The sequence below is a fragment of the Arenibacter algicola genome (genome assembly GCF_018860365.1).
In the GTDB taxonomy this organism is placed as follows: domain Bacteria; phylum Bacteroidota; class Bacteroidia; order Flavobacteriales; family Flavobacteriaceae; genus Arenibacter; species Arenibacter algicola_B.
The window spans coordinates 274-26,524 of sequence record NZ_JAHKPO010000016.1 but is presented as its reverse complement, the minus strand read 5'-3'; the positions used below and the strand labels follow the sequence as shown (position 1 = coordinate 26,524).

At 40.8% G+C, this 26,251-nt stretch carries 22 protein-coding genes; 10 read left to right on the top strand and 12 right to left on the bottom strand.

Translation table 11 applies throughout. The features are described 5' to 3' along the window. Positions 1-15: 15 nt before the first annotated feature. From KO529_RS14965 to KO529_RS14950, 4 genes are all read left to right on the top strand, one after another. The gene (locus KO529_RS14965) at positions 16-582 is read left to right on the top strand and encodes an RNA polymerase sigma factor (protein WP_215948689.1); all 567 of its coding nucleotides are present in this window, start codon (positions 16-18) and stop codon (positions 580-582) included. Between the two features lie 306 nt (positions 583-888). Then, complete coding sequence (gene lipA / locus KO529_RS14960) at positions 889-1,764, top strand: lipoyl synthase (RefSeq protein ID WP_215948688.1); 876 nt, start codon at positions 889-891, stop codon at positions 1,762-1,764. 69 nt (positions 1,765-1,833) lie between these two features. Next, the gene (gap, locus tag KO529_RS14955) at positions 1,834-2,844 is read left to right on the top strand and encodes a type I glyceraldehyde-3-phosphate dehydrogenase (protein ID WP_215948687.1); all 1,011 of its coding nucleotides are present in this window, start codon (positions 1,834-1,836) and stop codon (positions 2,842-2,844) included. A gap of 56 nt (positions 2,845-2,900) precedes the next feature. Continuing rightward, positions 2,901-5,066 carry a response regulator gene (locus tag KO529_RS14950; protein WP_252734431.1) on the top strand — a complete coding sequence of 722 codons (2,166 nt, stop codon included), beginning with the start codon at positions 2,901-2,903 and terminating at the stop codon, positions 5,064-5,066. On the opposite strand, the gene lpxK is transcribed toward KO529_RS14950, so the two are convergent. Further along, positions 5,063-6,067, bottom strand: a complete 1,005-nt coding sequence (gene lpxK / locus KO529_RS14945) for a tetraacyldisaccharide 4'-kinase (RefSeq protein ID WP_215948685.1) — start codon at positions 6,065-6,067, stop codon at positions 5,063-5,065. The two genes, KO529_RS14950 and lpxK, sit on opposite strands and share 4 nt — an antisense overlap. 49 nt (positions 6,068-6,116) lie before the next feature. Here lpxK and KO529_RS14940 point away from each other — a divergent pair, with 49 nt between their 5' ends. Both KO529_RS14940 and KO529_RS14935 read left to right on the top strand, forming a co-directional pair. Then, positions 6,117-7,211 carry a Nif3-like dinuclear metal center hexameric protein gene (locus tag KO529_RS14940; RefSeq protein ID WP_215948684.1) on the top strand — a complete coding sequence of 365 codons (1,095 nt, stop codon included), beginning with the start codon at positions 6,117-6,119 and terminating at the stop codon, positions 7,209-7,211. 2 nt (positions 7,212-7,213) lie between these two features. Continuing rightward, positions 7,214-7,993, top strand: coding sequence for a zinc ribbon domain-containing protein (locus tag KO529_RS14935; protein ID WP_031444911.1), 780 nt, complete (start codon positions 7,214-7,216; stop codon positions 7,991-7,993). 55 nt (positions 7,994-8,048) lie between these two features. On the opposite strand, the gene KO529_RS14930 is transcribed toward KO529_RS14935, so the two are convergent. Both KO529_RS14930 and KO529_RS14925 read right to left on the bottom strand, forming a co-directional pair. Next, positions 8,049-9,413 carry an FAD-dependent oxidoreductase gene (locus KO529_RS14930; RefSeq protein ID WP_215948683.1) on the bottom strand — a complete coding sequence of 455 codons (1,365 nt, stop codon included), beginning with the start codon at positions 9,411-9,413 and terminating at the stop codon, positions 8,049-8,051. 322 nt (positions 9,414-9,735) lie between these two features. Then, a complete protein-coding gene (locus tag KO529_RS14925; protein WP_215948682.1) occupies positions 9,736-10,284 on the bottom strand; it encodes a ClpP family protease in 549 nt (182 codons plus the stop codon). 276 nt (positions 10,285-10,560) lie between these two features. Between KO529_RS14925 and KO529_RS14920 the strand changes: the two genes are divergently transcribed. Next, complete coding sequence (locus KO529_RS14920; protein ID WP_215948681.1) at positions 10,561-11,247, top strand: hypothetical protein; 687 nt, start codon at positions 10,561-10,563, stop codon at positions 11,245-11,247. Positions 11,248-11,262: 15 nt separating this feature from the next. Here KO529_RS14920 and KO529_RS14915 read toward each other — a convergent pair whose 3' ends face one another. From KO529_RS14915 to KO529_RS14905, 3 genes are all read right to left on the bottom strand, one after another. Next, positions 11,263-12,411, bottom strand: a complete 1,149-nt coding sequence (locus KO529_RS14915) for an MFS transporter (RefSeq protein ID WP_215948680.1) — start codon at positions 12,409-12,411, stop codon at positions 11,263-11,265. A gap of 89 nt (positions 12,412-12,500) precedes the next feature. Beyond that, a complete protein-coding gene (kynU, locus tag KO529_RS14910; RefSeq protein WP_215948679.1) occupies positions 12,501-13,772 on the bottom strand; it encodes a kynureninase in 1,272 nt (423 codons plus the stop codon). Positions 13,773-13,838: 66 nt separating this feature from the next. Then, a complete protein-coding gene (locus KO529_RS14905) occupies positions 13,839-14,303 on the bottom strand; it encodes a GNAT family N-acetyltransferase (protein ID WP_215948678.1) in 465 nt (154 codons plus the stop codon). A gap of 41 nt (positions 14,304-14,344) precedes the next feature. Between KO529_RS14905 and KO529_RS14900 the strand changes: the two genes are divergently transcribed. Continuing rightward, positions 14,345-14,986, top strand: a complete 642-nt coding sequence (locus tag KO529_RS14900; protein WP_215948677.1) for an O-methyltransferase — start codon at positions 14,345-14,347, stop codon at positions 14,984-14,986. Positions 14,987-15,169: 183 nt separating this feature from the next. Here the strand turns inward: KO529_RS14900 and KO529_RS14895 are convergent, their stop codons facing one another. The 6 genes from KO529_RS14895 to KO529_RS14870 form a co-directional block, all read right to left on the bottom strand. Further along, positions 15,170-15,724 (bottom strand): phosphatase PAP2 family protein, encoded by a 555-nt coding sequence (locus KO529_RS14895; protein WP_215948676.1) that lies wholly within the window; start codon positions 15,722-15,724, stop codon positions 15,170-15,172. A 1-nt stretch (position 15,725) separates the two neighbouring features. Further along, on the bottom strand, positions 15,726-16,007 hold the full coding sequence (locus KO529_RS14890; protein WP_215948675.1) for a Sec-independent protein translocase subunit TatA/TatB: 282 nt from the start codon (positions 16,005-16,007) through the stop codon (positions 15,726-15,728). Positions 16,008-16,313: 306 nt separating this feature from the next. Beyond that, positions 16,314-18,623, bottom strand: a complete 2,310-nt coding sequence (locus KO529_RS14885) for a M1 family metallopeptidase (RefSeq protein WP_215948674.1) — start codon at positions 18,621-18,623, stop codon at positions 16,314-16,316. A 57-nt stretch (positions 18,624-18,680) separates the two neighbouring features. Continuing rightward, positions 18,681-19,190 carry a DUF6702 family protein gene (locus KO529_RS14880; RefSeq protein ID WP_215948673.1) on the bottom strand — a complete coding sequence of 170 codons (510 nt, stop codon included), beginning with the start codon at positions 19,188-19,190 and terminating at the stop codon, positions 18,681-18,683. A 1,285-nt stretch (positions 19,191-20,475) separates the two neighbouring features. After that, the gene (locus KO529_RS14875) at positions 20,476-21,219 is read right to left on the bottom strand and encodes a carboxypeptidase-like regulatory domain-containing protein (protein WP_215948672.1); all 744 of its coding nucleotides are present in this window, start codon (positions 21,217-21,219) and stop codon (positions 20,476-20,478) included. Between the two features lie 377 nt (positions 21,220-21,596). Beyond that, a complete protein-coding gene (locus tag KO529_RS14870) occupies positions 21,597-22,355 on the bottom strand; it encodes a hypothetical protein (protein WP_215948671.1) in 759 nt (252 codons plus the stop codon). A gap of 585 nt (positions 22,356-22,940) precedes the next feature. Between KO529_RS14870 and pepE the strand changes: the two genes are divergently transcribed. Together pepE and KO529_RS14860 are read left to right on the top strand one after the other, a co-directional pair. Further along, complete coding sequence (gene pepE, locus KO529_RS14865; RefSeq protein WP_215948670.1) at positions 22,941-23,633, top strand: dipeptidase PepE; 693 nt, start codon at positions 22,941-22,943, stop codon at positions 23,631-23,633. Positions 23,634-23,849: 216 nt separating this feature from the next. Continuing rightward, a partial coding sequence (locus tag KO529_RS14860; protein WP_215948669.1) for a beta strand repeat-containing protein occupies positions 23,850-26,251 on the top strand: 2,402 nt, incomplete at its 3' end.

The following is a 26,251-nucleotide window of genomic DNA, read 5'->3' as shown; positions in this document are numbered from 1 at the left end:
TTACATTTTCTTATCTTGGACAAAACCGAAGAACCTCTTCCCAATCTTATTGAAAAAGCCAAATTAGGCAATCAAATAGCCTTCAGTGCATTATTAAATAATTTCTGGAACGACGTCTACGGCTTTCAATTGGTCAGGACCAGAAATGAGAACGATGCCGAAGACATTACTATCCAGACATTTTCGAAGGCCTTTGACAAGATACATACCTTTAACGAGGACTATGAGTTTAAGACATGGCTGATCGCCATTTCCAAAAATTTGCACATCGACCTCATCCGCAAAAGCAAAAGAAATGTTCTACAAGGTAACCCAGAAAGTAGCAGCGAAGCCATTAAGAAGGTTTTGGATGACGCCCCTTCCCCCGAAGACAGTTTAATTACAGAACAAAATTTAGCTGCTTTATTGGAGTACATAAAAAGGCTAAAACCGCATTACCAAGAAGTAATAAACCTAAGGTATTTTCAGGAACTGCCCTATGCTGAAATTGCCGAAAAACTTGGGGAACCTATCAATAATGTAAAAGTTAAACTACTAAGGGCAAAAAGGCTTCTTGCTGAAATTATTAAAAATAATAATTAGTACTGCTAGGTCACTCTTGTTTTGGCAGAAGCAAAGTTCAATTGAACAAAGGTGCCAGGACGTTGGAAGATGAAAAGAATAAACCTTCAATTCCCAACTAATACAGCTAACCTTCTTCAGGCAGACTTCCGCCCCTTATATATTGTCCCGTGTACCAGGTCCAATATCTTTTACTGCCTTCCCTGCCCCTTATAAAAAACCCATTAAATTTACGCTGACACCAGATAGACTTTGGCATTCCCATACTTTGCCGTCATTTGGTATTTTAACTATAACCCATTTCGTATATTTGCACAAAATCATAGTATGAGTATCGAAACTATAGACAGTGTCATCCCCCCAAAAGGCAAACCCAAATGGTTACGGGTAAAACTTCCAACAGGCAAAAAATACACCCAGTTAAGGGGCTTGGTGGACAAGTATAACCTTCATACCATATGTACCTCGGGCAGTTGTCCAAATATGGGCGAATGTTGGGGAGAAGGTACCGCCACTTTTATGATTTTAGGAAATGTTTGCACCCGTTCCTGTGGATTTTGCGGTGTAAAAACAGGGCGACCTGAAGATGTAGATTGGGCAGAGCCGGAAAAAGTGGCCAGATCCATTAAAATAATGGACATAAAACATGCCGTTATCACTTCTGTGGATCGTGACGACCTAAAGGATATGGGTTCCATTATATGGGCCGAAACAGTGAAAGCCATACGAAGAATGAACCCCAATACTACATTGGAGACATTGATTCCAGATTTTCAAGGTATCCATACCCATTTAGATCGAATCCTTGCTGTTGGGCCCGAAGTAATCTCCCACAATATGGAAACCGTAAAACGATTAACAAGGGAGGTCCGCATACAGGCAAAATATGAAAGAAGTCTTGGCGTCCTTTCCTATTTAAAAGAGCACGGTGCCAACCGCACCAAGTCGGGAATAATGTTGGGACTTGGCGAATTGGAGGAAGAAGTAATCCAAACCATGGAGGACCTTAGGGCGGCCAATGTAGATGTGGTCACTATAGGCCAATATCTGCAGCCTTCCAAAAAACATTTACCGGTAAAGGAGTTTATTTTACCGGACCAGTTCAAGAAATATGAAGAAATAGGTCTAAAATTAGGCTTTAGGCATGTAGAAAGCGGGGCTTTGGTCCGTTCATCGTACAAGGCACACAAACATATAAAGTAAGTACCCCTTACACCCCATATCTAGAATATCAATCCGTAATTATGCGGATAAATTGGCTTGACCCTTTTTATGAAACAAATTAATATTGGTATTAACGGCTTCGGTAGAATTGGCCGTACCCTATTTAGACTTCTTAGCGAGCAAGCTCATTTAAGAGTGGTGGCCATAAACGATTTGGCAGATGCACCTACACTATCCCATTTACTAAAATACGATAGCATCCACGGGGTATTTCAAAAAGAAGTATCCCACAGGGGCGAAAACATAATCGTAGAAAATAAAAAGGTCGCCCTATTAAATCACAGTTCACCCAAAGACATTCCTTGGTCCGATCATAAAGTTGATATTGTTGTTGAGGCCACTGGGAAGTTCAAGGATAGGGCTATCTTGGAATATCACATAAAAAATGGGGCGAAAAAGGTTATTCTTAGTGTACCTCCAAACGAAGATGACATAAAGATGGTGGTATTTGGAATAAACCATAAAACCCTGGTCCAATCAGATGACATTATTTCCAACGCCTCCTGTACCACAAACAATGCCGCGCCAATGATCAAGGTAATTCAAGATCTTTGCGGAATAGAGCAGGCCTATATAACCACTATCCATTCTTACACCACGGACCAAAGTCTGCACGACCAACCGCATAAGGATTTAAGAAGGGCCAGGGCAGCTGCACAATCCATTGTCCCTACCACAACCGGAGCGGCCAAAGCCTTAACCAGAATATTTCCGGAACTATCCGATGTTATTGGAGGTTGTGGCATAAGGGTTCCAGTACCCAATGGCTCTTTGACCGACATCACTTTTAATGTTAAAAGGCAGACCACCATAGAAGAAATTAATGATGCTTTTCTGAAAATATCGCAAAAAGAACTTAAAAACATTCTATATTACACAAAAGACCCCATAGTTTCTATTGATATAAACAATACTTACTACTCTTGTACGTTTGATTCTCTGATGACTTCTGTAATCGGCAAAATGGTTAAAATCATTGGATGGTATGATAACGAAACCGGGTACAGTAGCAGAATTGTAGATTTAATTAACTATATTATAAGTAAACGATACGTTTGAGACCTATATTCTTACATATAAATTTAGGTAGAAAATTGTGGCTCCTAACGGTTCTATTGTTTTTTTACTTTAGCCATTCCTATACCCAGGAAAACAAAGCTGCGGGGAAGGATATAGAATATCATTTTGATAAAGCGAGGGAATTGGGCAATAAGAATAAAATAGAACCTGCCCTTGAGGAGCTGAATACCGCAATGGAAATTGCCTTTAAGAACAATGACCAAAAGGCCCTGATAGACACCTATCACAAATTCGCCATTTTATATTTACGCCTGCAGAAGGATGATAGTGCGGAATATTATGCGGACAGATCAAAATCACTTTTAAAAGATATTTCCTATCCTTATGGGGAGGCCACCCATAAATACATAGATGCCATTATTTCCTATAGGGACGGTAAAAATTTCTTGGCCATCTCTATGCTGAACGAAGCAAAACAGATCAACAACGACAGAAATTTACTGAACAATATTCTTTTTGTAGAGGGAATTATTTTTTTAAACCTGGAAAAATACGAAAGTGCCACAAAGAATTTCAATGCCCTGGCCGTAAATACGGACATCTACGAGAAGGACTACCTGGCCGCCAAGGCACATATAAAATTGGCAGAGATCCACAACAGAACGGAAAATTACGAGGAGAGCATTAAAAATGCCCAAGACGCTTTAAAATTGGCCAAGGCGAACAATTTTTATCTAGAAGTACTGGAGGCCAATAGGCTACTAACAGAGACCAATGAAAAACTTGGGCTTTTTGAATCCGCCCTGTCCTACAACAGAAATATAGTGAACATCAAGGACTCTATATTTACCCTAGAGAAAAGTTTAGCGGAAACCAAAACGGCAGATAACATCCAAACAAAATTTATGAAGGATGAAATTGGTCGACAGGAAGCCAAGATAGAAGAACTTAACCAATCCAAAAATAGAACGGAAATAACGGCAATCTTAACTGCTGCCTTTTTAATAGTAATTTCCATACTGGCCATTTCGCTTTACCGGAACAACCAGATCAAGTTAAAGACAAACGATCTATTACACACCAAGAACAATGAACTTCAGGCTGCAAGGGATGCTGCGGTAATGGCTATGGAGGCCAAAACCAATTTCCTTTCCACGGTAAGCCACGAATTGCGAACACCACTTTATGCGGTCACCGGTCTAACACATTTATTACTGGAAGAAAACCCTAGTGAAAATCAAAAAGAACATCTAAAATCGTTGAAGTTTTCTGGGGACTACCTATTAAATTTCATTAATGACATTCTTCAGATCAACAAAATTGACGCTGACAAGTTGGAAGCCCTTCAAATAGATTTCAATCTTAAAAAGGTACTTTCGGAAGTCATAAATTCCTTGCATCAAAGTGCCAAGGCCAACAAAACAAAAATTGTACTGGAATTTGACGAGGATATTCCGTCCCACCTTTTGGGCGACCCCCTTAAACTTTCCCAAATTTTTATAAACCTTATCGGCAACGGTATAAAATTCACCAAGGGAGGTGAAGTTACGGTCATAGCCAAGCTTGCCAAAAAAGTAGAAGAAAATCTGACCATTTATTTTGAAGTAAAGGATAATGGTATTGGTATTGATAAAGAAAGACAGCTTACCATTTTTGACAGTTTTGAACAGGGCTCTATCCAAATTAACAGGGAATACGGAGGTACCGGTCTAGGTTTGACCATTGTAAAAAGCTTGTTGGGCCTATTTGGTAGTAAAATTGGGCTTAAGAGTGAAATAGGCAAAGGGAGTTCCTTTTTCTTTGAGCTGGATCTAAAAAGCAAGGATGATCTTATTGATGATATCCCCTTCGAAATAACTGAGGTGGAATACGATTTTACAGGGCTCCATATATTGATTGTGGAGGATAACAAAATCAACCAGGTGATTACGAAGAAAATGCTGAACAAGAAGGAAATAACCTGTGATATTGCCAACAACGGACTGGAAGCCGTGGCCATGGTGAGAAAAACGGATTACGACTGTATCCTTATGGATATCCATATGCCCGGAATTAGTGGTGAAGAGGCTACTATTGAAATTAGAAAGTTCAATAGATTGGTACCTATTATAGCCCTTACGGCAATTTCCTTGGATGACAGTTTGGAAAGTTTTTATGCTGCAGGTTGTAACGACGTAGTTACTAAACCCTTTAAACCAGAGGTATTCTATTCAAAAATTGGAGAGAACATCTTTGATGTGAAAAAAAAAATTGAAGCCTAAGGAGCCTTAATGCTTTCACCCATCAAATTCAACAGTACCTTTTCGCCCCCATTCATGAATTTGTGCCGTATCCCTATATAGTGTAGGTCTTTTATTTTGCCTTCCAACCGTACATAATCCTTTTCCGTGGTAAGTACCATTTCCTTGGTATTGAACAAAGCTATTTCCTTTTCCGTAAAAAAATGGTGGTCAGGGTAGGCCAAATGCTCAAACTCAATTTCTTGACTACTTAGGAAGCTTAGCAACTGTTTTGGATTTGCTATCCCTGTCACCAAAGTCACTTTTCTATTTTTAAGTTCGGCCAAGTCTATTTCCCCTGAGCTACCTTTTAATGTTGTTTCATACTCCAAAAAGCTAAAAACTACCCTCTGACTTGGGCCGGGATTTAATTTTTTCCGGATTCTCTGTTGCTCGGATTCGCTCAAATTTGATGGGCACTTGGTAACAACAATTATATTGGCTCTCTTTGCTTCCCGTTTGCTATCCCTCAAATTCCCGCTAGGTAAATACCAATCATCTACATATAAATTGGAATAGGAAGTTAATAGCACATATTGGTTACACCTTACTTTTCTATGTTGAAAGGCATCATCCAACAAAATTATATCGGGCCCTACGGTTTCCTCCAATATGGAAATACCATTCTGCCTGTCCGCATCTACCGCTACAAAGGCTTTGGGGAATTTCTTATAGATCTGAAAGGGTTCGTCCCCTAAATCCTCTACCCCTATACCAGGTTTGGCCAACAAATAGCCTTTGGATTTTCGACCATAACCCCTACTTAAAACCGCTATTCTACCCTGCTCTTTAGCATTGGCAACAAAAAACTCTATCATTGGGGTTTTACCGGTACCCCCTACACTCAGGTTCCCGACACAAATGGTCTTGGTCCCAAAGGCTTTGGAAGGCAATAGCCCTAGGTCATAAAGATAATTGCGCAGATATACCACCAGGGCGTATATCAATGAAATGGGAAAGCCTAATTTTCTTAGTAGCTGCATTAGAACGAAAATATAATATTTTATCTTTGGAAGACCATAAATTTTAAAAATGATCATAAAACAAGTTATAGATACCCTAGAGGAGTTGGCGCCACTGAATTATGCCGAAGATTTTGACAATGTAGGACTTTTGGTGGGGAGTGCCAAGAACGAGCTAAGCGGTATCCTTGTAACACTGGACACTTTAGAAAATGTAGTGGAGGAAGCTATTGCAAAAAAATGCAATCTAATAGTTAGTTTCCACCCTATTATTTTTGGAGGGTTAAAAAAAATAACCGGCTCCAACTACGTACAAAGGGTAGTAATAAAGGCTATTAAACACGACATAGCCATATACAGTATGCACACTGCCCTGGACAACAGCAATAAAGGAGTTAACGCCAAAATCTGCGAGGTTTTGGGACTACAGGATACAAGCATTCTAATCCCACAGAAGGGCACCATTAGAAAATTGACCACCTATGTTCCCAAAGTGAATGCCGACGCCCTTAAAACCGCTCTATTCCAAGCTGAAGCAGGTAATATTGGGAATTATAGCAATTGCAGTTTTACGGTAGATGGCATTGGGAGCTACCAGGCCAATGCGGGAGCCAATCCCTATTTGGGAAAAATTGGGGAAACCCATTATGAGGACGAATCCCAGATAAGCATTACTTATGGCAGGGCAAATGAACAGAAAATTTTGAAAGCCCTTTTTAACAACCATCCCTATGAAGAGGTTGCCTACGAGATACAAACTTTGGAAAATAAAAACCAAAATATTGGCATGGGCATGGTAGGAAATCTGGAAAAATCGATGGGCGAAGAGGAATTTTTTGAATTTTTGAAGAAAAAAATGAATGTTTCCTGCATAAGACACTCAGATTTTCTAGGAAAAAAAATAAAGAAAGTTGCACTTTTGGGAGGAAGCGGATCCTTTGCCATATCTGCCGCAATAGCCGCCAATGCTGATATTTTTGTGACATCGGACTTAAAATATCATCAATTCTACGAAGCAGAAGGCAAAATACTTTTAGCAGATATTGGGCACTATGAAACAGAGCAGTTTACAAAAAATCTCTTAGTTGATTATCTTACGAAAAAAATTCCTAATTTTGCAGTCTCTTTATCGGAGAGCAAAACAAATCCCATCAAGTATTTTTAAATATGGCAACAAAGACAGAAACAACAGTAGAAGAAAAGTTAAGAGCACTATATGATTTGCAATTAATTGATTCTAGAGTTGATGAGATAAGAAATGTTAGAGGAGAACTTCCTCTAGAAGTAGAAGATTTGGAAGACGAGGTACTTGGCCTTAAAACAAGAATGGATAAGCTTAAAACCGATGTTGAAACTATTAACTACGAGATAGGCGCCAAGAAAAATCTTATTGATGAAGCCAAAGTCTTGATCAAAAAATATGCGGAACAACAAAAGAACGTCCGCAATAGCAGGGAATTTAATTCTTTGACCAAAGAAGTAGAATTTCAGGAACTTGAAATTCAATTGGCCGATAAGAATATTAAAGAATTTAAAGCCCAAATAGAGCAGAAAAAAGAGGTTATAGCCACTACCAAAGAACGATTAACCGAAAGGGAATTGCACCTTAAGCACAAAAAAAGTGAATTGAACGCTATTTTGGCAGAAACCGAAAAGGAAGAAAAAGCCCTTTTGAAAAAATCGGAAGAGTACCAATCCCAAATTGAGGAGCGCTTGGTAAAGGCTTACAATAGAATCCGAAATAACGTAAAAAACGGTTTGGCAGTAGTTCCTATTGAAAGAGGTGCTTCAGGAGGATCTTTCTTTACCATTCCACCGCAGGTTCAGGTTGAGATTGCATCACGCAAAAAAATCATTAGCGACGAACACAGTGGAAGAATTTTGGTAGACCCAGTTTTGGCTGAAGAGGAACAAGAAAAAATGCAAAAGCTTTTTTCTAAATTATAGAAAAAACGACCAATAAAAAACAAAAGCCATCTTAAAAAGATGGCTTTTGTTTTTCCTATACTTCGTACTTTTCTTTCTCGCTCAATAGACTTAGAATCTTTTGGTCTATCTCCTCACTTTCCCAAATCTCTTCTATATTGGGAATTTGCATTATTTGCTTCATTATTTCTTCCTGTGCATCCCCATTGGCCAAAGCTTCCACATAGGGCTTATTTGAAAAGGTAACCCTCGAATAGGCTGGAACCCATTTGTCCGGATATTTTTTGGCAAAACGCTTTTCAATCTTCTTCTGCAATATAAAATTGGGGTCGGCAGTCATACTGCTCATTTCTACAAAATTCCGATAACTAAGCTCTGCTATTGCGTCGGCATTGGGCTTACGTTCTGTTTGATAGGTACTAAAAATTTGTTCCCAATCGTCTCCATATTTGGCAATAATCTTGTTAAGGGCATATATATCCTCAAAACCGGCATTCATGCCCTGCCCATAAAATGGCACAATAGCATGGGCGGAATCGCCAACCAAAGCCACTTTGTCCCAATACGTCCAAGGATAGCATTTAATCGTCACCAAAGCGCTGGTGGGGTTATTGAAAAAATCTGTGGTCAGGTCTTCAATAACCGGGGTAACATCTGGAAAATAGGTGTTAAAGAAGCGTTTGGCCTCTTCCTTGGTGTTTATCTTCTCAAAAGAAACCTCCCCTTCAAAGGGCAGGAACAGGGTACATGTAAAACTACCATCCATGTTGGGCATGGCTATAAACATGAACTTCCCTCTTGGCCAAATATGAAAAGAATGTTTGTCCAATTTATGGGTGCCATCCTCATTGGCCGGTATGGTGAGCTCTTTGTAGCCAACATCTATAAACTCCTGAAAGTAATTAAATCTACTTCTACGTTGCATTTTGTGCCTAACTCGGGAAAATGCCCCATCACAGCCAAAAACAATATCGTAAAGATATTCCTTCCACTTCCCTTTCTCCGTTGCGCCGGTATATATTTTTCCTTCGGGAAGGTTTACATCCCACACCTTTTCCTCAAAACGAAAAACGACCCCTGCCTCTTCGGCCAGATCGATCATTCTCCGATTCAATATGCCCCGAGAAATAGACCAGATGGCCTCTCCTTCCTTTCCATATTTTTGGTAATACTCTGGTTGGCCCTCAACATGAATGGCGCGTTTATCCAATGGAATGGCAATTTCCTTTACTTCATTTTCAATACCCACCTCCCTCAAAGCCGTCCAACCCCTATTGCTCATCGCTAAATTGATAGATCTTCCGGAAAACTCAACATTTCGGATATCTGGTCTCCGATCGTAAACCGTTATCTGGTGGCCTAACTTCCGAAGGTAAATTGCCAATAGGGATCCTACCAATCCTGAACCGATAATAGCAATCTTTTTAGGAGTTTGTGTCATACTGATGTATATAGGGAAAAGTAAATGTTAAAGTAATAAATGTAATAAAATAAAGTAACTTCTATAAAAAAGGGGCAATAACATCACAAAATGCCATTAATGCCTACATATAGGTAAAGAACCGAACCTTGGATCTACAAAACATCTCTTTTTTTAAAAAAATTTCTTTCCTGAACATCCAAACACTAGGTTCCTCTCGTATATAAAACACATACCGCTTAGGCGTCCATATATAAAAAAGTCCTTCACATTAAGTTTGCGAAGGACTTTTCCTTTTCTGTATAATTCGTACTAAAATATAATTTAAACAAACTAAGAGCGGTTATTCCAATATTCCGTCTACAATTCCATAGGCAATGGACTCTTCAGCGTTCATCCAATAATCCCTGTCAAAATCCTTCATTACCTTTTCAAAATCCTGACCGCAATTCTCTGCCAATATTTTAGCACTGAGTTCACGTGTCTTAATTATCTCCTTTGCCTGAATCTCTATATTGGAAGCCTGTCCCCTGGCACCACCGCTTGGTTGATGTATCATCACTTGCGCATGTGGCTGTATAAATCGTCTACCCTTCTCCCCTACCGATAATAAAATGGACCCCATAGAGGCTGCCAAACCGGAGCAAATGGTAGATACCGGACTCTTTAACGCTTTAATGGTATCGTACATGGCAAAACCAGAAGTAACATAACCTCCAGGACTATTTATGTACAATTGAATTTCTTTGTTGTTTTGCATATCCAAATACAACAAACGATCGATTACATGCTTAGCGGTATCATCATCTACCATTCCCCATAGAAATACTTTTCTTTCGCCAAGCAATTTTTCGTCTATTGCCTCTTGTATCTTTCCTTTTTTTGAACTCATTTTTTGATTTCTTATTAAGTTTCAAAAATAATGAATTTATTGGGAATTATGGCAGCTAAATTATTTGATAGGTCTTTCAATTCAATTGGCACAAAAACAACACCCCTCATATTTCCAAATTACAATTTTAAAGCACCCAATGATCGCTAATGGGCGAACCTGTTATAATTGGTAAAACAAAACCATAAGCACCCTTATTTCAAGTTGTACCCATAATGTATTTGGGCAAGAATAAGAATTTTGCCAAAAACCTATTATCTTTGATAAAAACCAAACATGAAAAAATCAGTACTAGCCGTTTTTTGCTTCTCGCTAATCCTAACTGGTTGTAAAACGGATAAAAAAACAGAAGTAGCCGCTCCAAAAATGGAACTTTCCATTTTGGACAAGGTAGCCAATGCACATGGATTCGATCAATTCCGAAATGTAAAGGAAATTGCTTTTACATTCAATGTGGATCGTCCTGACAGCCATTCCGAGCGCAGCTGGGTGTGGAATACCATGACCAACGATATTGTATCCATCAACAAAGGAGATACCATTTCTTATAATCGTAAAACAATGGACAGTACGGCCACAAAAATAAACGGTGGATTTATTAACGACAAATATTGGTTGATGGCTCCATTTAATCTGGCTTGGGACAAAAACAATATCACCTACGACCACAAAAGTGACGTGCCTGCCCCTATCAGCAAAAACCCAATGCAAAAACTGACCATTGTTTATGGAAACGAAGGAGGCTATACTCCGGGTGATGCCTATGATTTTTATTTTGGCAACGATTATATGATAAAGGAATGGGTATTTAGAAGATCAAATCAACCAGAGCCTTCCCTAATCACCACTTGGGAAAATTATGCGGATATCAACGGCCTAAAAATTGCCGAGATGCACCAAAATGAAGACGGCAGTTTTAAGTTATATTTTACCAACATTAAAGTCACTTCAAAAACCCCATAAGATTTGGTCCGGCAATTATCTGCCCCTCCTATGCAACCCTAAAGTGGCTGCAAGCACTATAATAGTACATACCATTAGAATTACAAAGGTGTACTTGAGGGAATAACTTTCAGCTACAAATCCCAGCACTACCGGACCAATTAAGAAACCGGAATAGCCCGTACCGGCTATAAAGGACACCCCTTGGGAAGAATCCACACCCTTGACCGTTCCCCCTATCCTAAAGAGCTCCGGAACAATTACCGAAAAGCCAAGTCCTATAAATGCAAATCCTACAATGGCCATATAGGTATAAGTGGTAAGAACAAAGACAAAACCTACAATGGCTATAGATGCTCCCAAGGCCACTATTTTAATAGGACCTATGGCAGCACTAATACTGTCTCCCAAGAACCTTCCCAAGGTCATCATTACGGAAAATGCCAAAAAACCGGTACCTATCAATGTTTCAGGGGCCATACTTATTTCCTGCAGAAACAATCCGCTCCAATCCACAATAGCCCCTTCACCCCCCATTACTACAAAGGAAATAATTCCAAGAACCAAGAGCGGTTTAAATAATTTGAGGCTAAAAGGCTCCTTTTCAACCGGGGCCGCTACAATATGGCTATAGTGCTTATGGAATATAAAATTTACCACGAGTACCAAAATAACGGCATAGAGCATATGTAATGCCGGATTATTGATCGTAAATATCAGAAAACTGCCCAGTCCGGCAATTACCCCGCCCAAGCTAAAAAAGCCATGGGAAGCCGACATAAAATTTTGCCGGTCTTCCTTTTCAATTTCGGTAACCAAGGTATTCATGGCTATATCGGTAAATCCGTTGCCGGCCCCCAATAAAAAAAGCCCGCCCATTAAAGAATAGTAATTGGGCGCCAACAAAGGAAACAAAGCCGCTACACTACTGAAAATTATTCCGTACCAGGTAGCCTTGCCTACCCCTAATTTATCAATGATTTTGGCAGCCACGGGAAAGACGATAAACACCCCCAAAGACAGGAAAAATAGCGCGATTCCCAAATCGGCCTTATTGATACCCAATTTTTCCTTGACCGAGGGGATGTAAATGGCCCAGGTACCAAACAATATATTTATACTTGCAAATACCCAGGAAGGACCAAAATATCTAGGGTTGGAAAGAATAAGACGAAGTGACTTCATAAAGGGTTCGGCAGTTATAACACATTTAGGTTTGAGGCCGGAAATTTAGCAATTAAAAAGAAAAATATCAGGGATAGTGCATGCTTAGATTAGCCCTTTGCCCGGATTCCCGACTTAAGGATTTGACCAAAGTTGTACATATCCGCAAATGAACAATAAAAAGGTGCAGGTGCCAATCGAATTACGTTGGGCTCCCGCCAATCCGTTATAACTCCATTTTCCATTAGATAGTTGAACAAATCCTTCCCCTGACCGTGCAAAAACACGGAAAGTTGACAGCCCCTGTCCTTTGGGGTAATAATTTCAAAAGATCCATCGGTCTCCTTATCTATCTCTTGGAGAATAAATTCCAAATAGGCCACAATGAGCTTTCTTTTGGAAATCAGGGTCTCCATACCCACCTCATCGAACATTTCCAAAGAGGCCAGGTAAGGAGCTAGGGACAGCACTGGAGGATTACTTACCTGCCATGCATCCGCATTTTCCATAGGTTCAAACTCTGGCTTCATTAAAAACCTGGTTTCCTTCTTTGTTCCCCACCAGCCTTCAAATCTAGGGATCTCGTTGTTATTTAGATATTTCTCATGTACAAAAATCCCGGAAGCGTTCCCAGGACCACTGTTCATATATTTATAACTGCACCAAGCGGCAAAATCCACCCCCCAATCGTGCAGATTTAGACCAACATTTCCCACTGCATGGGCCAAATCCCATCCTACGAATGCTCCTTGGGCCTTAGCCACCTTGGTTATGGCCTCCATATTAAAGACCTGACCATTGTAGTAATTAACGCCTCCAATGAGGACAAGAGCCAGTTCATCTCCCACTTCATTAATTTTATCAATAACATCCTGGGTATGCCAAAAATTTTCGCCCGTTCTTTTCTTAACTTCAACAATGGCCATTTTGGGATCAAAACCATGAAATTCAACCTGACTGTTCAACATATATTGATCTGAAGGAAATGCCTTTTCCTCACAAATAATCTTAAATCTTTTTTGGGTAGGCCTGTAAAAAGAGACCATGAGCATGTGAAGGTTAACGGTCAGGGTATTCATTACAGATACTTCCGGAGTTTTGGCACCTACCACTTTCGCCAAGGGCGCTGCCAACCTCTCATGATAATCCCACCAAGGCTTTTCGGCATGGAAATGACCTTCCACGGCCAAGTCCTTCCAATCCTTCATTATGTCGTCTACAAACTTTTGGCTGCGTTTAGGCTGTAATCCTAGGGAATTTCCGGTGAAATAAATAACATCCTTGCCCTTTACCTTGGGAAAATGGAATTCGTCACGGTATTTCCGAAGGGGATCAACCGCGTCCAATTGTTGGGCAAACACTAACGAATTTTTAAATTCCATATCCTAATTTTTATGTAAAAATACAATTTACGGCTAGAAGTGGTAATTGGTACATCTATAATTTGATCAGTCAACATGTACCCTCATTTCCAAAATATGCTTTTTAAAGCCCACTTTCTCATAGGCCCTAATGGCAGGGGCATTTTCATTGTACACCGTAAGCCTAATTTCATGGATACCCTTAGATTTTGACCAATGCACCAAAGCATCCACGATTGCCTTATTAACTCCCTTGCCACGTTGATCCCCATCGGTATACATAAAGCCAAGATAGGTGTATTTTTTATGGTCCAAATAGGGTTTTGCATCCCGTATTAATGCATAACCGGAACCTACTATCCTTGAATCCAGCTCTGCCACCATCACCTCGGCCTCATCGGACAATAGCAGTTGCCTAAGGTCATAATAACTGATCGGATCCTTATCCAAGGTTTCGTCAAAAGGTCTTTCTGCACGTATAATTTCCTGTTCAAAGGACAACAGTATTTTTAAATCGTCCAATGTGGCCGTTCTTACGGTAAATTCCTGCATGATTATTATATTTGAAGGTTTAAATATACAAAGTAAAACTCATGCATTTTTTATCTTCCATATTGGAACAATATATTGCCGACCACTCACAATCGGAACCCGAATTGCTCCAAAGGCTGACGCGGGAGACCCATTTAAAGGTAATTCAACCCAGGATGATTACCGGGCATTTTCAAGGTAGGGTATTGAGCCTTTTATCCAAGATATGCGCTCCGAAAAATATTTTGGAAATAGGTACCTACACCGGCTACTCCGCCATATGCCTTGCCGAAGGCCTGCAAAAGGAGGGTACATTGCACACTATTGATATCAATGAAGAACTCCACGCCATGCAAAGACGGTATTTTAACGAAAGTGGTTATGGGCCTCAAATTGTGCAGCATACAGGTGATGCACTGGAGATAATACCTCAGCTGGACGTAGTTTTTGATATGGTTTTTATTGATGCCGAAAAGGTAAGTTACGACCACTACTATGAGGCTACCTTAAAAAAATGTCGTCCCGGTAGCGTAATTCTATCGGATAATGTACTGTGGTCCGGGAAGGTTATGGAACCTTTGGACCCAAAGGACAAGGCTACCAAAATTTTGATGGATTACAATAAAAAGTTGAGGGACGATCCTAGGGTAGAAACGGTATTATTGCCAATTAGGGACGGACTAACACTTAGTAGGGTGTTATGATAGTTGCCACCTCCCCCTAACCCTCCCGCTCAAAAGGCGGGACAGGCTCTCCCAAGGAGGGGGAAATAGGTTTGAAACTACAAAAAAGCGGCACAAGCAATGAGGGGGAATAATTTTTAAACCAACAAATCTTAAGGTATAACTAATAACATCCTCTCCCCTTGGGGGAGGGGTCCAAACACTTTACTTTGCCCTTCCAACCTTATTGTACAAGCGGTAGAAAAAAATCGCAAAAAGAATTCCAACCAAGGCACCTACGATCAAATCCAAAGGATAATGTACGCCAACATAAATGCGACTTAAAGCAAATAATAGGGGCCATATAAAAAAGAGCCAGCTCCATTTAAATTTATCCTTAAGAAATAGGAAGAAGGCGGTGGTAATACTAAATGAACTTGAGGCATGGCCCGAAAAAAAACTATAGCCTGAGGGGCTTTTAAGTATTCGGATCAAAGTGTTGATTTCCTCTGTATTGCTTGGGCGAAGACGTGCCACCAATTCTTTGGTGATTCCTGTAAGTGCCGCTACGACGGTCAAGGTAACAAGTGTAGTACCAAGAACCCAAAACGCTTCTTTTTTAGGGTAGGACCTAAAAACAAGAACTATAAACAAAATAAATAAGGGAATCCAAGTAGAGAAATTAGTTATGGTAGACCAAAAGACATCATGGTTTTCGATGCCCAAACTGTTTAGATAAATAAAAGCATCCCGGTCCCACTGTAACAGTTGGTCCAGCATACTACTTTCTTTTGACAACGCCGGTTACCTCATCAACGTTCTTCTTCACTTTATTGATTTCGCTCTTGATGTCGTCTGCAAAGCTGGTATCTATACCCTGCTTCTCGGCACTCTTCTGAATCTCTTGCTTGATATCCTCCGTGGCATCTTTCAGTTGTCGCATGCCCTTTCCCAATCCCTTGGCTATACCAGGAATTTTGTCGGCGCCAAAAACCATTACCACGATAAACATGATAAAAAAGATTTCTCCTCCGCTAATAAATAGAATTATCGTACTTAACATAACACAAATATAATGAGAAGTTTGACAGCTGCATAAAAAATATGGTTAACTTTTTTCAGGGCACCTGAACCTTATAAAATAAAGCTAAAATTAGTTTTAAATCATTGATAACAAGCCCTATACCCGTTAATTCCGAGATAATAAGGCACTTTCTGAGGATAGGTCCGCAGAAGAATAACGCACAAAAACAAAACCCCGATACCTGTTAGGCCGTTAGGCAATCCGGTATCGGGGCTTTAATTAGATTCAAGCAACGGTATTAAATATGATGCTAATTCTATATTAGGTCTGCGATTCGCAAAAAAATTATTTCCCTTTTAAATTCTCTTTAAAAAGCTCGAAGTCGGATTTAACCTCTTTGGTAGGCCACGAATTATTGGTGGTATCTATATCCGCCGTTTCGGCTTTTGGATCCACTTCAATTCCTACTAACTCCTTGCCCGAAGCAACGACCCTTTTTACTTCCTGGTCATTTTTTCTCCATATTTCCGGCGGGTAGGTAACATTTTCCTTGGAACCATCCGCGTAGGTATACTCTACTATCAAAGGCATAGGAATACCTCCGGGCTTATTAAAAGTAACCTCGTAAAAGTATTTGGGCTCCTTGATGGCATTTCTCTCGGCCACGGACATATTGTCCATCATAAACTCTTTTAAAGTTTTGGAATTTTCTGATGGCGCCTTTCCTTTTAATTTGGCGTCGGCATCTTCCGATTCTTCCTCCTCCAAATAAACCAAGGGAGGCAGATCCTCTTCCTTAATATTCCTTGCCGCCATTATTTCCCTCATTTGTTTGGAAGGCTTGTCGGAAACATAATATTTTTTCACTCCCTTTACCCCAATATCCACATAATCGGTAGTATAGAACCAACTTCTCCAATACCAATCCAAATCTACGGCCGAAGCATCTTCCATGGTCCTAAAGAAATCTTCCGGGGACGGATGTTTAAACATCCATCGTTGGGCATAGGTCTTAAAGGCATGATCGAAGAGCTCCCTTCCCATTACCGTTTCCCTAAGAATATTTAATGCGGTAGCAGGTTTTGCATAGGCATTATTGCCCAATTGATATACATTCTCCGGATTGGACATAATAGGTGCTATGGTACTTTGATCCCCGGACATATAGGGTATTATCTTGGTAGGCTCCCCCCTCCCGGATGGGTATTTGCTATTAGGGGCAATGGCCTCGGGATAGGCTACCCCAAATTCCTGCTCGGCCATATATTGCATAAAGGTATCCAGACCTTCATCCATCCAACCCCATTGGCGCTCATCGGAATTAACGATCATAGGGAAAAAGTTGTGTCCCACTTCATGGATAATTACGGATATCATGCCGTATTTCACCCTATCAGAGTAGGTACCATCTTCGTTGGGCCTCCCGTAGTTCCAGCAGATCATAGGGTATTCCATTCCCTGATTCTTGGCGTGGACAGATATTGCCTTAGGGTAGGGATAATCAAAAGTATGAGCGGAATAGGAGCGCAAGGTATGGGCTACCGCTTTAGTGGAATACTCTTCCCATAACGGATTGCCTTCTTTTGGATACATGGAAATGGCCATAACATCCCTATTACCTATTTTCACTGCCTGCATATCGTAAATAAATTTACGCGAAGTAGCAAAACCAAAATCCCTTACATTTTCTGCCTTTAGCTTCCAAGTTTTCTTCTTTTCAGAAAATCCTTTTTCGGCCTCTTCGGCTTCGGCCTGACTCACAATGATAACAGGTTTGTCATAAGATTTCTTTGCCTTTTCATATCTACTTATCATTTCCTTGGAAAATACCTCCTTCATATTCTGAAGCTCTCCGGTACCATCCAAAATATGATCTGCAGGAACGGTAATATTAACCTCGTAATTCCCAAACGGAAGGGCAAATTCCCCACTGCCCCAGAACTGATGGTTCTGCCATCCTTCTATATCACTATAGACGGCCATTCTTGGAAAGAATTGAGCTATAACATAAGCCCTATTACCATCCTTTGGAAAATATTCATATCCAGAACGAGCCCTATTTACGGTATGGTCTGGAATATTGTACCACCATTTTATGGAAAAAGAAACCTGTCCCTTACTTTTTAAAACTTGGGGAAGGTCTATTCGCATCATGGTCTGGTTTATAGCGTAGGGCAAGGCTTTACCGTTGGCATCCCTAACATATTCTATATTGAATCCACCATCAAAAGGCTCCGTCATATATTTAGCAGCAAACTTGGCCACGGGCTCCGCCACTGGCACACCCTCATCATCGCGCAAGGGCGATTTGGAAGTTTTGGAACGTACGTTCTGATCCAATTGTACCCATAAAAAAGTAAGGTCATCCGGTGAGTTATTGGTATAGGTTATAGTTTCGGAACCATAAATTTTGGCATTTTTATCATCAAGCTCAATATCCATCTTATAATCTGCCTGTTGCTGATAATAATCCGGTCCCGGTGCCCCTGAGGCCGACCTATAGGTGTTTGGGGTAGCAAACTCTTCATAAAGCTGCTTAAATTTATTCTGATTAATGTGTCCGGGCTCCCGTTCGGTCCTTACTTCTTCCTGGGCTACAGCAAGTGCCGCAATCAGGAACAATAGTGAAGCAAAAACATGTTTCATTCTCCTCATATTTGAATTATTTTTTTAGCGCGGGAATTTAACAATTATATGATACATTGTTATTAATTACTTTAAGTTTAACATTCCTTTATTATTCTCGCGGATAAGAACAAAGCTCTTTTTTTGGTTCCCGAGTTTAAAATGCACCACATTCTTTTGTTCCTCAAAAATATCCATCAACACCTCGTTCTGCACGCCAATGGATGTGGAAGCGCTAATATCGATTTTCTGAACTTCCAGATAACAGATCATAATATCGTTATCATATTCTTTTCCCAAAAAATTAAAGTCTACCTGCTTACCGTTGATTTCAATAATAAATTTTGTCCTCAAATATTTCTCTATATAGGTATCTGCCATGGCAGACTCCTCTTTGGTGGCCAAATTGCCCTTAACGCCATACCTCTCCTGTAACACCTTTTCAAAATCATCTATAAATACCCTGGTCGTAATCTGCAGTGCCATGTCCTTTTCAGAGTATTCAACACTGGTTACACTTATGTAAAATTTATGGGCCACCGTGAAAGCCAGCAACGGCAACAACAGTATTAAAAGGGTCTTTTTTATTGATTGCATGTCTTTCTTTATCCGTCAAAAATAAGCAATGACTGTGCCATTTATGCGACTATTAATGTGAAATTTTAGATGTTGGTTTGAGATGATAGATGCTAGATGTTAGGTTCTAGACTGTAGATGCTTGACGTTAGATTCTAGATATTAGACTATAAACATTCAACTTTGAACCTGCCACTAGGCAGATAAATGGTTTTATGAAGTATTGCAAAATAAAATTATATAGAGAAGTAGACTTTTAGGGCACGAGCGTGACGCACGCGCCAGCGAGGGTTATGTTTTAGATTTTAGATGCTTGACGCTAGATGCTAGATATTAAACCTTCCTACCATTTAATAATACTCAGATCCACGGCTTCCAACCCCCTCCGGCGAAGCCACCTTCTCGTCATTCGGTGGCTGAGCGTAGCCGAAGCCAGCTTTCACCGCTTACTGATAACTGTTCACTGACTACTGTTCACTCTCCATCAAAAGTTCTCGATACAAAATGCCTGCCGGCATTTCACTCGAACTGACGCTCGAACGGACACAGCAGTCACTTCGACATGAGCCTTTTTTTCGGGGCGATTGAGAAGTTGCACATATTTGGTTATAGCCACTTGTGTGATTTAGCTCATGACGTTTCTATTTTACAGATATTCGTGAACCTTCGGTTTCTCAATTCCGTTTGAAATGACTTGTTTGGGCACGAGCGTGACGCTCGCGCCAGCGAGGGGGACCTTGCAAAAAAACCTTGAACTTTAAACTTTGAACATTCAACATTCAACATTCAACATTCAACATTCAACTTTCAACTTTCAACTTTCAACATTCAACCTTAAACCTTCAACTGTTCACTTTTCACTGCTCACTGCCTACTGATAACTGTTCACTGACTACTGTTCACTCTCCATCAAAAGTTCTCGATACAAAATGCCTGCCGGCATTTCACTCGAACTGACGCTCGAACGGACACAGCAGTCACTTCGACATGAGCCTTTTTTTCGGGGCGATTGAGAAGTCGCACATATTTGATTATAGCCACTTGTGTGATTTAGCTCATGACGTTTCTATTTTACAGATATTCGTGAACCTTCGGTTTCTCACTTCCTTTTGAAATGACTTGTTAGGGCACGAGCGTGACGCTTGCGACAGCGAGGAGGACCTTGCAAAAAAACCTTGAACTTTAAACTTTGAACATTCAACTTTCAACATTCAACATTCAACCTTAAACCTTAAACTGTTCACTTTTCACTGCTCACTGTTCACTGTTTATTGTTCACTATTAATTGTTAATTGACCACTATTACTCACTCCATCCCATTATTCTTCCTGTAAATGACACTTTTTTGTTTAATAAACTCCCAAATGGCGAATAAATCCTGACTATCCACAATAGTGTTGAAATTGGCATCGACCTCACAGTAATACAAAAAATCGTCTATTTTTTCCAAGGGAATTTTAAGTTGCAGCACAAAAAGACTATCGGCAAATTGGGTGCGCAATTGTTGGGATTTGTTGTACTTAATATCCCGTGCCACGCGTTTCTTCAACATTTTGGTGCGTCCGGTAATGGCATTGATCATCGGATTGAACGGAATACTCGTCAGCATACCTATAGAAAAAGGACCCATAGATGCTTCCCTGAGTAATCTTTCACTCTGCATCAAGGGCTTTACATGGGCATTGGGCAGCCCCAAACTGGTGGCAGAAATTACCGGTCCCACGTCCATGTTTTTCATATCCCTGCCCAACTCCCCCGTTAGGTTATAAGGCATAACGATAACCTCATCCAAAGCAATATTGGATTCTTCCAGGGGAACGGATAAAAATTTACTCTCCAAGATACTGGCATTGACCACAATTTCCTTGCGTTTATACTGTACGGCAGAAAAAACCAGGGTATCGTTAAGACTTACTACAATGGAGAAAAATCCGTTAATATCGGTAATGGCAGCTTTTTTGGTGGTGGTATTAAGTACGTGGGTAGCAGCAACATCCCCATCGTCACTATACACTTTTCCTTCCAAGGTCTTGGAAAAATCCTGTGCCATTAGCGCTTGTGCAAATACACTGTAGAATATAAAAACCAAATATATTGGGACAATGCGCACTACGTTCTATTTATTGAGGATTATTTGCCCTGTTCAAGTCTTGAAAGCAATTTATTATAGACTTGATACACTGGGCATATTAGACAATAGATGTTAAATACTAGACTTTAGATACTAGATGTTAGACATTAGATACTAGACATTAGATTTTAGATGTTAGATACGAAACTTTCAACTGATTACTGCCAACTGTTCACTCTCCTTCAAGAGGTCTCGACTCCGCTCGACCGGACAAAATGGATCTGAACATTGAACTTTCAACATTCAACTTTGAACAATAAACTAATTACTGTTTACTGCCCACTGGCAAACACCAACTACTTCTCCGCTTGCAAACCCTCCAAATAGGTCTTGCTATGGGTGACCAGGAAATCTATCAGCTGAAATTCATTGCGCTTTTGCAACAATGACCTTTCTGGCAATTGGGTATCGCAATACAACAAAAAATCGTCTATTTTATCTTGTGGAAGCTTAAGGTCCAGCACAAAAAATTCATCATCATATACCTGACGCAAAACCTCGCTTACCTTTAAAGGCTCCCGCTCAACATCTGTATCACTGCCTTTGGTAGCCAGCATTAGCGCTTTAAAAATATTCACAAAATTAAGTCCGTCCTTCATACCCTTGTCGGCATTGGACATGGCAATGTTTTCCACCTCCGTTAAACGGTCAGTTTCATAATCATATTCCCTATTCAGGAATTCCTTGTTTTGGGCCTGAAGAAATTTTTCCTGATTTTCCGGTGTTACCACTACCTCGTCCAATTCGGTCACCTTTTCGGTCACCTCTACTACCAGCCTGTTATTTTGCAAAATTTCATCGGTAATATCTACCACCTTCAACTGGTAATTAATAGCCGTAAACACCAATTGGTCGCCCGCTTTCACCATAATCCCAAACTCCCCTTTATCATTGGTAATCGTGGCCATTTCAGTAGTAACATTAATGACATTCTCATTGGGAACATTCACATTTCTATACAGTACCTGCCCTCTTAAATATTGGCGATCATCATCCTGAGAATAAGACATAGCGACACATAAGAAGAAAAGTAGGAAGAGTATTCTATTTTGCATTTTTTATTTAAAATTAGATAAATTAAGCGTCAAATATCCTATTTTTCTCAAAGAAGTGTTTTTAACTTTTACAAATTGGCTAAAAAATCGCCGTTTTTCGTCCTTGCGCCAGCCGGCCCGTTCGCTAAAATAACCCACCGGGTTATTTTTATACGCTCCGTCCTGTCTTTTTTTTGCTCCGTAGCCCAGCTATGCAGCTCAAAAAAGCCTTCATATGGGCCCAAAACCATCAAATCCCGCCCGTACCGGATCGGGCGGGTTCGCCTCAATCCATAAAGTTTAAATCACTTTAAAGAAATAAAAGGTATTAAACCTCAGGGCAAGCCCTGAACCCAATAATAGGAATCGACCCTAGGGTCGAGGTATTGAACCTAGATCCCGCCGAAAAAGGCGGGATTAGTTCAACTTGCAATTTTAAGTGCATCTTACTGACTTCTCCAAATTGAGTTTCACTAATAAACTTAAGTGCTGCTTTTATTCCAATACGGGATAAAGAAAAAGCAAGTTGGGTTCATAAAAAAGATAAAGACCTTTAAACTTTTGTTAATTTGTATCTTGCCTATCCGTACCCAAATAGTAGAACACATGAAAAAAATAGTATTGGCCAGTACCTCTACCCTATTCGGACAAGAGTATTTGGAATATCTGTTGGAAGAATTACAGTCGTTTTTTAAAGGCTGTTCCACCATTACCTTCATTCCTTACGCCAGGCCTGGTGGTATATCCCATGATGCCTATACCGCCTTGGCGGCCACTGCCTTTTCCAAAATAAATATAAAAGTGAGAGGACTCCATACCTTTAAAGATCCGCTAGAAGGCCTCGCCCAGGCGGAAGGCATTTTTACAGGTGGGGGAAACACGTTTCTCTTGGTACAGCAATTGCACCAATTGCAGCTTATAAATCCTTTGAAGGCAAAAATAGAGTCGGGCACCCCTTATCTAGGCACCAGCGCGGGCAGCAATATTGCGGGCCCTAGCATGAAGACCACCAATGATATGCCCATAGTATACCCACCCAGTTTTGACACTTTGGGAGTGGTGAATTTTAATCTCAACCCCCATTATTTGGATCCGGACCCCAATAGCCAACATAAAGGGGAAACCAGGGAGACCAGGATCCGTGAATTTCATATCTTTAATAACACCCCCGTAATAGGCCTCCGCGAAGGCAACTATATTTTGGTGAGCGGAGACCATAAAATTCTTAAGGGCGAGGGTACCGCACGCATCTTTGAAGCTGGAAAAAAACCTTATGAAAGCAAGATTATTCCCTTTTAACGGGGATACATTTCAGTTCACCTAGTAGTAACGTATTTTACCCGATAAAACTGTGAATATCTTACGATAATTTTACTTTTGATAGCCCTTGTTTTAAAAGTATAAGTGCCCTAGTTTAAAGGTAGTATGGATTTAAGTACAAATCCATCGGCTGTGGGCGCAAAAAACTTGAACCTTGAACGAAAATAAAGTAGGAGAAAACTAAAAAAATTGAAAATGAAATATATCCACTTCTTTTTTTGCCTGCTATTGGGAATGGCCGTGCAGGCCCAGATTAAGATCGGGGACAACCCGCAAAATATAGACCCTAGTTCTGTGCTGGAGCTGGAAAGTAGTTCCAGGGTATTGGTAATCACCCGTGTAAACACTGCACAAATGAATGCCATAATACCTTCTGCGGGTGCCATGGTGTACAATACGGACATACAATGTATCCATTACTATACGGGTACGGAGTGGAAAGACATCTGCGATGCCGTGGCCGGCTCCATTACCTTTACTTCGGACGACGGCACCGTTGTAATTACTTCCACCGGTGGCAATAACTATGACCTTAAGGTAGGGCAAATTACAGGGATGAACATAGTTAACGAAACCGTTTTTGGCGCCGATATTGCAACGGCCACCATTGGGGAAAGACAATTGGCCCCCAACTCCGTTGGCGCCTCCGAGTTGCAGGACAACACCGTAGGAAAAGACGAAATACAGGAGGCCGCTGTTGGCACCCTTGAAATTATTGATGGCACCATTCAGCCCAGCGACATGCAGCCCGGGGCCTTCGATCAGATATTGACAACCGATGCTGGCGGTAATGTGGTATGGCTAAACAAGAACGAGCTCGGTGCCACCCAGACGGACCAGACTACGATTACTGGGGCAGGTACGGCGGCGGACCCCATTAAGGTGGCCGATACGGTGATTGGAGACATCTTGGCCAATGCCAATAACATTAGCCAAAACAGTGCGGATATTGCGGCCAACACTGCAGCACTTGGCACCAAAGAAGATGTAGCCAATAAATCCGATGATACGAACCTAGGCAATTCCACCACCCTCTACCCGACCCAAAATGCGGTTAAAACGTATGTAGATCTGGCGGCAGGGGCAGTAAGCAGCTTGAACAGCGCTAACATCTTTGTGGGCAATGCCGGGAATGTAGCCACAGGAGTGGCTATGAGTGGGGATGCTACCATTAATAATACTGGCGTGGTTACCATAGCCAACAATGCAGTTACTAATGATAAATTGGACAAAGCCAACATTCCTTTAAGTGGGTTTGGAGCTGCTGCTGCCCCTGTAAGTCTTGGCACTAACAGATTAACAAATGTTGCAAACCCAACTGCGACCGATGATGCGGCCACTAAAGCTTATGTAGATGCCCAGGTGGGTGGTGTTGGAGGCACAGGAGACATAACATCCAATGATCTTACCATAACTAATGGTATTAATGCGGCCTTTAATGATGTAAATCTTGAAATTACTGCAGGGGCTGTGGGTACTGCTGAACTTGCAGACAACTCCGTTAGCTCCGCAAAAATATTGAACGCGAATGTTACGCCTATAAAAATACAACCAGGAGCGGCGAATCAGATAATGACAACAAATGGAGCGGGAGTAGTAACTTGGGCTCCCGTAGGATCTGTAGGAGGAAATCAAGACTTGACCAGTGTTTTGGGCAATGGTACTAGTGCTGGAAGCAATAGAATTAACGATTTATTAGATCCGGTAGCGGCCCAAGATGCAGCCACCATGGCCTACGTTGATAGTAGGACAGATGGTTCTGAAACAGAAATAAATGCTGGAACCAATATTACTATAAGCGGGAATGGAACCAATGGAAGCCCATACGTAATCAATGCTACCGGCGGTGCTGTTGCTGATGATCAACAATTAACATTGGCAGGAAATACATTGACACTTGAAGATGGTGGCACTCCGATAAATCTCGCTCCTTATTTGGATAATACGGATAACCAACAATTAACCCTAGCGGGTAACACTTTAACTTTGGAAGATGGCGGTGCTCCAATTAGTTTGGTTCCGTATTTGGACAATACCGACGAACAAACAATATCTGATTTTACATTCGATAATTTAACTAATATTCTAACACTAACCATTACAGGGGGTAATACGGACACAGCCGATTTATCGGCTCTTGCTGGCGGTGGAAATCCAGCAGCCGCAGATGTCACTTTTTCTTCCACACCAAATACAACCAGCAACAATGTACAAGATGCTATTGAAGAATTACAAACCGAAATTGACGGCATTACAGCAACCGGCACCAATCCCAACGATGAATTAATAACGAGTTTTACATTATCCGGAACCTCTTTAAATATAATTGAAAATGCTAATATCGTACCTTCCGTCGATTTAGACCCCACATTTGTAACAGAGGCTGAGCTATCTAGTTTTATTCCAGATTGGACTAGTTTAGCCAACATTCCAGCCGATATTGCCGATGGGGACGATGACACCACCTATACCGCCGGGGCAGGACTGACACTTACGGGAACCACATTTGCTTTCGATAATTCAACTGTGACCCACGATTGGGCCGACATTACAAACATTCCGGTAAACCTGGATCTGGACTCGACAAACGATTTCGA